Origin of the sequence: Streptomyces sp. A012304, assembly GCF_026008495.1 — a bacterium.
Taxonomy (GTDB): Bacteria; Actinomycetota; Actinomycetes; order Streptomycetales; family Streptomycetaceae; genus Streptomyces.
Genome location: NZ_BQUN01000134.1, coordinates 1 through 7,086, shown reverse-complemented (window position 1 = coordinate 7,086; position 7,086 = coordinate 1). Strand labels below are relative to the sequence as shown.

The following is a 7,086-nucleotide window of genomic DNA, read 5'->3' as shown; positions in this document are numbered from 1 at the left end:
GAGTTCGACGGTCTCGAGGGCGGGGGCGGGCGGGCGCTGGTTGGGGAGGGCGGAAAGGCTGTGCGGCCGCCGCCCGGACACCACGTACCCGGCACCGGGGCGGCTGCGGCGCAGGGCGCGGGTCAGGCCGACCAGCCAGGCGCCGCACGCCAGGACGAGGACGGCTCCGCCCGCCAGTTGGGTCATCGACAGGTGCTCAGGCATGCGCACAGTACACATCACGGTCCGGGACTTCGGCCCCGGACCGTGACGTATCTCGCAGGTGGCGTAAAAGGGGCGAGCCGTACCGGCACGCCCCTCTCGGTTACGCCGCCACCGGCTGCTTGCGCTCCGCGGCCGTGGCGGCCGCGCCGTCCCGCGTCCCGGTTGCCGTGGCGTCGGGGGCCGGCTTGCGCATGCCCTTGAGGACGACGACCAGGGCCGTCGTGACGCACACGCCGGCCGCGACGGCGACCAGGTACAGCAGCGGGTTGCCGATCAGCGGGACCACGAAGACACCGCCGTGCGGGGCGCGCAGGGTGGCACCGAAGGCCATCGACAGGGCGCCGGTGACCGCGCCGCCCACCATCGAGGAGGGGATCACCCGCAGCGGGTCGGCCGCGGCGAACGGGATCGCGCCCTCGGAGATGAAGGAGGCGCCCAGGACCCAGGCGGCCTTGCCGTTCTCACGCTCGGTCCGGGTGAAGAGCTTGCCGCGCACGGTGGTGGCCAGGGCCATCGCCAGCGGCGGGACCATGCCGGCCGCCATGACCGCCGCCATGATCTTCATCGCGGAGTCGCTGGGGCTGGCGACGGCGATACCGGCCGTGGCGAAGGTGTACGCGACCTTGTTGACCGGCCCGCCCAGGTCGAAGCACATCATCAGGCCGAGCAGGGCGCCGAGGAGGACGGCGTTGGTGCCGGTGAGGCCGTTCAGTCCGTCGGTCAGGGCCTTCTGGGCCTCGGCGATGGGCTTGCCGATGACGACGAACATCAGGAAACCGACGATCGCCGACGAGACCAGTGGGATCACCACCACCGGCATGATGCCGCGCAGCGCCGCCGGGATGTCGACCCTCTGGATCGCCATCACCACACCGCCGGCGATCAGACCGGCCACCAGGCCGCCGAGGAAGCCGGCGCCGATGGTGAGGGAGATCGCGCCGCCGACGAAGCCGGGGACCAGACCGGGCCGGTCGGCCATGCCGTAGGCGATGTAACCGGCCAGGACCGGGACGAGGAAGCCGAAGGCGGCGGCGCCGATCTGGAAGAAGAGCGCGCCCCAGCTGTCGGCCTGGGTCCACACGAAGTGCTCCATGACCGACGGGGCCTTGTTGATCTGGTAGCCGCCGATCGCGAAGCCGAGGGCGATCAGCAGACCGCCGGCGGCGACGAACGGGACCATGTAGCTGACGCCGGACATCAGCCACTTGCGGAGCTTGGTGCCGTAGCCCTCGGAGGAGTCACCGGCGCGTTCGACCGGCGTGCGGGAGCCGGCGGGCGCCGCCGACGTCGCCTCGCCGCGCTCGGCCTTGCCGCGCACCTCGGCGATCAGTTCGGCGGGCCGGTTGATGCCCGCCTTCACACCGACGTCCACGGTGGGCTTGCCGGCGAAACGGTCCTTCTCGCGCACGGGAACGTCATGGGCGAAGATCACGCCGTCCGCCGCGTCGATGAGGGCCTGGTCGAGCCGGGTGAAGCCGGCCGAGCCCTGCGTCTCGACGACCAGCTCGACACCCGCCTCGCGGCCGGCGTTCTCCAGGGACTCGGCCGCCATGTAGGTGTGGGCGATACCGGTCGGGCAGGAGGTGACGGCGACGATACGGAAGGGGGGCTGCGCCGCGGCGGCGCTCGCGTCGCCCTCACCGGTCGCCGTCGGCGCGGTACCGGGGGTACCGGTGGTGCCCGTGGTACCCGTGGCGTCGTCGGCGGAGGCCGCCGCCGACGACGCCACGGAGTCTTCGGACGTGCCCGCGGGGGCTGCGGGCGCCTCGTCGCCGCGGATCAGTGCCGCGGCGGCCGCCGCGTCCCCGGCCGACCGCAGCGCGGAGGTGAAGTCGGCGTCCATCAGCTGGCGGGCGAGCGAGGACAGGATCGTGAGGTGGGCGTCGTCGGCGCCGGCCGGGGCGGCGATCAGGAAGATCAGGTCGGCGGGGCCGTCCGCCGCGCCGAAGTCGATGCCGGCGGCGCTGCGCCCGAAGGCGAGCGTCGGCTCGGTGACGTGCTCGCTGCGGCAGTGCGGGATGCCGATGCCGCCGTCGAGGCCGGTCGGCATCTGGGCCTCACGGGCGGCCACGTCGGCCAGGAAGCCCTCCAGGTCGGTCACCCGGCCCAGGGCCACCATGCGCTCGGCGAGGGATCGCGCCGCCGCTTCCTTGGTGTCGGCGGACAGGTCGAGGTCGACCAGGTCCGCGGTGATCATCTCGCTCATCGCGGGCTCCTTCGCACGCGTATCGCCCGGAGTGTGGGGTGGGCGGGGGTGGGGACGGGGGTGCAGTGGGGGGAGGGGAGAAGGGCGGAGGCGAGGCCGGGGAAACCCCGCCTCCGCGGGTCGGCGGGGCGGCTCAGGTGGCCCCGCCGGCCGTCGTGGGCGGCGAGTAACGGGAAGCCCCGCCGCGCCGGGGACGGTCCGGTCGCCGTCACAGGGGGTGCGTCCGTCGTGGTGGGGGCGGTCATGACACCGGCTCCCTCAGTTCCCGGTCCGTCGGGACCGCCGAGGTGACCGTCACCGCCGCCGGGTCCAGATCCGCCGGGGCCGGCATCACGCTGCCGGGCAGCTGGACGGCCGCCGCGCCGTGCGCGACGGCGGAGGCCAGTGCCTCGGGCCCGCTGCCGCCCGCGATCAGGAAGCCGGCGAGCGAGGAGTCACCGGCGCCCACATTGCTGCGGACGACGTCGACGCGGGCGGAGGCGAACCAGGCACCCGAGCCGTCCACGAGGAGCTGCCCGTCGGCGCCGAGGCTCGCGAGTACGGCGCGCGCGCCCATCTCCCGCAGCTCCTCGGCCGCCTTCAGGGCGTCGCCCACGGTGGCCAGGGGGCGCCCGACGGCCTCCGCGAGTTCCTCGGCGTTCGGCTTCACCACGTCGGGCCGCTCGCGCAGCGCCTCCAGGAGCGCACGCCCGGAGGTGTCCAGCGCGATCCGCGCGCCCCCGGCGTGCACCCGCGCGACGACCTCGGCGTACCAGGACGGCGCGAGGCCGCGCGGCAGGCTGCCGCAGCAGGCGATCCAGTCGGCGTCGCGGGACTGCTCCCGCACCGTCTCCAGGAGCAGCTCCTGCTCCTGCGCCGACAGCTCGGGACCCGGCGCGTTGATCTTCGTGAGCACGCCGTCGGACTCCGCGAGCGCGATGTTCGAGCGGGTGGCTCCGGCGACCGGGACCGGCGCGACCTCGATGCCCTGCGCGTCGAGCAGGTCCGCGACGAGCGCGCCCGGCGCGCCGCCCAGCGGCAGGACCGCGACCGTGCGCCGTCCGGCGGCGGCGACCGCGCGCGAGACGTTGACGCCCTTGCCGCCCGGGTCCATGCGCTCACCGGTGGCACGGATGACCTCGCCACGGTCGAGCGAGGGCACCTCGTACGTACGGTCCAGGGACGGGTTGGGGGTGACGGTGAGGATCATGCGCGTACTACTTCCGTGCCGCCGCGCTCGATGGCGGCCGCGTCGTCGGGGCTCAGCCCGCTGTCGGTGATCAGCAGGTCCACGTCGCTCAGGTCGCCGAAGCGGGCGAAGTGCTCCTGGCCGTGCTTGGAGGAGTCGGCGAGCAGGACCACACGGCGGGCGGCGGCGATCGCCGCGCGCTTGACGGCGGCCTCGGCGAGGTCGGGGGTGGTCAGCCCGTGCTCGGCGGAGAAGCCGTTGGCGGCGACGAAGAGGACGTCGGCGCGGATCTCGCCGTACGCGCGCAGTGCCCAGGCGTCCACGGCGGCGCGCGTACGGTGCCGTACGCGCCCCCCGACGAGGTGGAGCTGCATGCCGGGGTGGTCCGCGAGACGGGCCGCGATGGGCAGCGAGTGCGTGACGGCGGTGAGCGAGGCCTCCAGCGGGAGCGCGGCGGCCAGGCGGGCGACGGTCGTGCCGGCGTCGAGGATCATCGTGCCCTCGGACGGCAGCTCGCCGAGGGCCGCCTTGGCGATGCGGTCCTTCTCGTCGGCGGAGGTGGACTCGCGCTCGGCGAGGTCGGGCTCGAAGTCGAGGCGTCCGACCGGTATGGCACCACCGTGCACCCGGCGCACCAGACCCGCGCGGTCGAGGGCCTTCAGGTCGCGGCGGATCGTCTCCGCGGTGACCTGGAACTCCTCGGCCAGCGACAGGACATCCACCCGGCCGCCATCACGGGCGAGCCGCAGGATCTCCTGCTGCCGCTCCGGTGCGTACATGTCCGTTCGCCTCCGACCAACGTCCGGTCGATGTCCGACCGGTTCCGACTCATGCCCGAACTTGTGGTTTCGCTGGGAGGCTACGCCCGGATGTCCGGAAAGTAAACAGGTTCAGACCCAATTCGGGCATGAACGGAAGCAGGGTCCGGCGTCACCAGGACGCCGGACCCTGCCCTCAGCGGCGGGAGCCCGTCAGGCCACGAACTCCCGCTCCTTCCCCTGCGCCGCGGGACCCTGGGCCGAGGGCCCCCGCGCCGCAGAAGTCTGGGCGGAAGGAGTCTGCGCGGAAGGAGTGCGCGTCGAAGGTTCGTGCGCCGGGGGAACCGTCTCCGCCCCCTCCGCGGCCTCCGCTCCCTCCACGTGCTGCGCCGGCCGCTTCGGCAGGGCGAACATCAGCAGGAAGATCGCGGCCATCACGGCGGCCACCCAGCCCAGCGCGTACTGGAAGGCGTCCGCGAACTCCGACCCCAGGCGCACCGGCGGCAACTGGTCGTCGATCCGGCCGAAGAAGACCACCGACACCAGGCCCAGGCCAATCGCGTTGCCCATCTGCTGCACGGTGTTGATGAGTCCGGACGCCGATCCGGCGTGCTCGCGCGGTACCTGCGACAGCACCGCGTCCGTGAGCGGGGCGACGATCAGGCCCATGCCGACGCCCATCACGACCAGCGGCAGCGCCATCTGCCAGGGGGTGATGCCGAGGCCGTACCGCTCGGACTCCCAGATGTAGAGCAGGACGCCGACGGCCATGGTCAGCGCGCCCGCCTGGAGGACTCCCCGCCCGAAGCGCGGGACCAGCTTCTGCACCGACAGCCCGGCCGCCGTCGACACGGCGAGCGAGAACGGGATGCCGGTCAGACCGGCGCGCAGCGGGCTCCAGCCCAGGCCGTCCTGCATGTACAGCGTCCAGACCAGGAAGAACACGCCCAGCCCGAGACCGAACACGGTCTGCACGGCGATGCCGGCCGCGAAGCTCTTCACCCGGAAGAGGGAGAGCTCGATCAGCGGCGAGCCGTCCCGCGCGCCCTTGCGCCGCTCGTACGCGACCAGCACCACGAGGACGACGAACGCGCCGGCCATCGATCCGTACCCCCACAGCGGCCAGCCCAGCTCGTGGCCCCGGGTGAGCGGGTAGAGCAGCATCAGCAGGCCGAGGGTGACCAGGGCGACGCCGACGAGGTCGAGCCTGAGCGCCCGCGGCGCACGCGACTCGGTGATGAAGCGGCTGCCCAGGGCCAGGCCGGCGAGTCCGACGGGCAGGTTGATCAGGAAGATCGGGCGCCAGCCGAGACCGAAGAGGTTCCACTCCGTCAGCAGCGCGCCCAGCAGCGGCCCGGAGACGGCCCCGAGTCCCACGATCGCACCGAACAGCCCGAAGACCTTGCCCCGTTCATGGGCCGGGAAGGTGGCGTGCACGATCGACAACACCTGAGGAACCATCAGCGCGGCCATGGCGCCCTGGAGGACGCGGGCGGCGACCAGCATCTCCGGGTTGGCGGCGAGGCCGCACAGCGCGGAGGCGACGGTGAAGCCGCCGATGCCGACGAGGAACACGCGCTTACGGCCGTGGATGTCGCCCAGCCGGCCGCCCGTGATCAGTCCCGCGGCGAAGGCCAGGGCGTACCCGGCGGTGATCCACTGGATCTGGCTCCAGGAGGCGCCCTCGTCCCGCCGGATCGAGGGGATGGCGATGTTGACGATCGTGACGTCGACGAGGTCCATGAAGGCCGCGGTCATCACGATCGCCAGGGCGAACCAGCGGCGACGGTCGCCACCCGCGGGAGGTTGAGCGGTGAGGGATGTCTCGGTGGAGGTCATGCGGTGAAACTAAGGGCCGATTAGGTCAGATCGTGTCCTAGTCGTCGGGCATCCTCGAAGACATGACGACGGACACTCCGGCTCGGCTGCTGCAACTGCTCTCCCTCCTCCAGACGCCCCGCGAATGGCCCGGCGGCGAGCTCTCCGACCGGCTCGGGGTCTCCCGCCGCACGGTCCGGCGGGACATCGACCGGCTTCGCGAACTGGGCTATCCCGTGCAGGCCACCAAGGGCTCGGACGGCGGATACCGGCTCGTCGCGGGCAAGGCGATGCCACCGCTGGTGCTCGACGACGAGGAGGCGGTGGCGATCGCGGTCGGCCTGCGCGCCGGCGCCGGGCACGCCGTGGAGGGGGTGGAGGAGGCCTCGGTGCGGGCGCTGGCCAAGCTGGAGCAGGTGCTGCCGTCCCGGCTGCGTCACCGGGTGGCCACCCTCCAGGCCGCGACCACCCCGCTGACCAGCGGAGACGGCCCGAGCATCGCCACCGAGACGCTGACCGTGATGGCGTCCACGGTGGCCGGCGGTGAACGACTGCGGTTCACCTACCGCGCCAAGGACGGCACCGAGTCGCGCCGCCTGACCGAGCCGTACCGCCTGGTGTCGACGGGCCGGCGCTGGTACCTCGTCGCGTACGACCTGGAGCGCGAGGACTGGCGGACGTTCCGGGTCGACCGGGTCAGCGACCCGTTCGCCACCGGGGCGCGGTTCACGCCCCGGGAGGTGCCGGAGGGCAGCGCGACGGAGTATCTGCGGCAGTCGATCCGACGGCGGCACGAGACCTACGAGTTCGACGTCACCTTCGCCGCGCCGGCGGAGTACGTGGCGGCACGACTGCCCGCGGTGTTCGGCCGCCCCACGGACGAGGAGGAGGCGGGGGCCGGGGCGGGGGGCGGTCCCGAGGTGGGGGCCGGG

At 73.2% G+C, this 7,086-nt stretch carries 6 protein-coding genes; 1 reads left to right on the top strand and 5 read right to left on the bottom strand.

Annotated features, from left to right (window positions below; all coding sequences use genetic code 11):
• The 5 genes from ALMP_RS33120 to ALMP_RS33100 all read right to left on the bottom strand — a co-directional run.
• A partial coding sequence (locus ALMP_RS33120) for a hypothetical protein (protein ID WP_264935172.1) occupies positions 1–204 on the bottom strand: 204 nt, incomplete at its 3' end.
• A 100-nt stretch (positions 205–304) separates the two neighbouring features.
• Positions 305–2,410 carry a fructose-specific PTS transporter subunit EIIC gene (locus ALMP_RS33115; RefSeq protein WP_264935171.1) on the bottom strand — a complete coding sequence of 702 codons (2,106 nt, stop codon included), beginning with the start codon at positions 2,408–2,410 and terminating at the stop codon, positions 305–307.
• A gap of 241 nt (positions 2,411–2,651) precedes the next feature.
• Positions 2,652–3,599, bottom strand: coding sequence for a 1-phosphofructokinase (gene pfkB / locus ALMP_RS33110; RefSeq protein WP_264935169.1), 948 nt, complete (start codon positions 3,597–3,599; stop codon positions 2,652–2,654).
• Positions 3,596–4,357, bottom strand: coding sequence for a DeoR/GlpR family DNA-binding transcription regulator (locus ALMP_RS33105; protein ID WP_264935167.1), 762 nt, complete (start codon positions 4,355–4,357; stop codon positions 3,596–3,598). The genes pfkB and ALMP_RS33105 overlap by 4 nt, the downstream gene beginning before the upstream one ends.
• A gap of 192 nt (positions 4,358–4,549) precedes the next feature.
• Positions 4,550–6,175 (bottom strand): MFS transporter, encoded by a 1,626-nt coding sequence (locus ALMP_RS33100; RefSeq protein WP_264935165.1) that lies wholly within the window; start codon positions 6,173–6,175, stop codon positions 4,550–4,552.
• Positions 6,176–6,237: 62 nt separating this feature from the next.
• On the opposite strand from ALMP_RS33100, the gene ALMP_RS33095 reads away from it, so the two are divergent.
• The coding region (locus ALMP_RS33095) for a YafY family protein (RefSeq protein WP_264935164.1) at positions 6,238–7,086 on the top strand (849 nt) is incomplete at its 3' end.

Bases quoted from the DNA above. Each gene is read 5' to 3' on its own strand.
- ALMP_RS33115 (WP_264935171.1), bottom strand. From the start codon at position 2,410: ATGAGCGAGATGATCACCGCGGACCTGGTCGACCTCGACCTGTCCGCC.
- pfkB (WP_264935169.1), bottom strand. From the start codon at position 3,599: ATGATCCTCACCGTCACCCCCAACCCGTCCCTGGACCGTACGTACGAG.
- ALMP_RS33105 (WP_264935167.1), bottom strand. From the start codon at position 4,357: ATGTACGCACCGGAGCGGCAGCAGGAGATCCTGCGGCTCGCCCGTGAT.
- ALMP_RS33100 (WP_264935165.1), bottom strand. From the start codon at position 6,175: ATGACCTCCACCGAGACATCCCTCACCGCTCAACCTCCCGCGGGTGGC.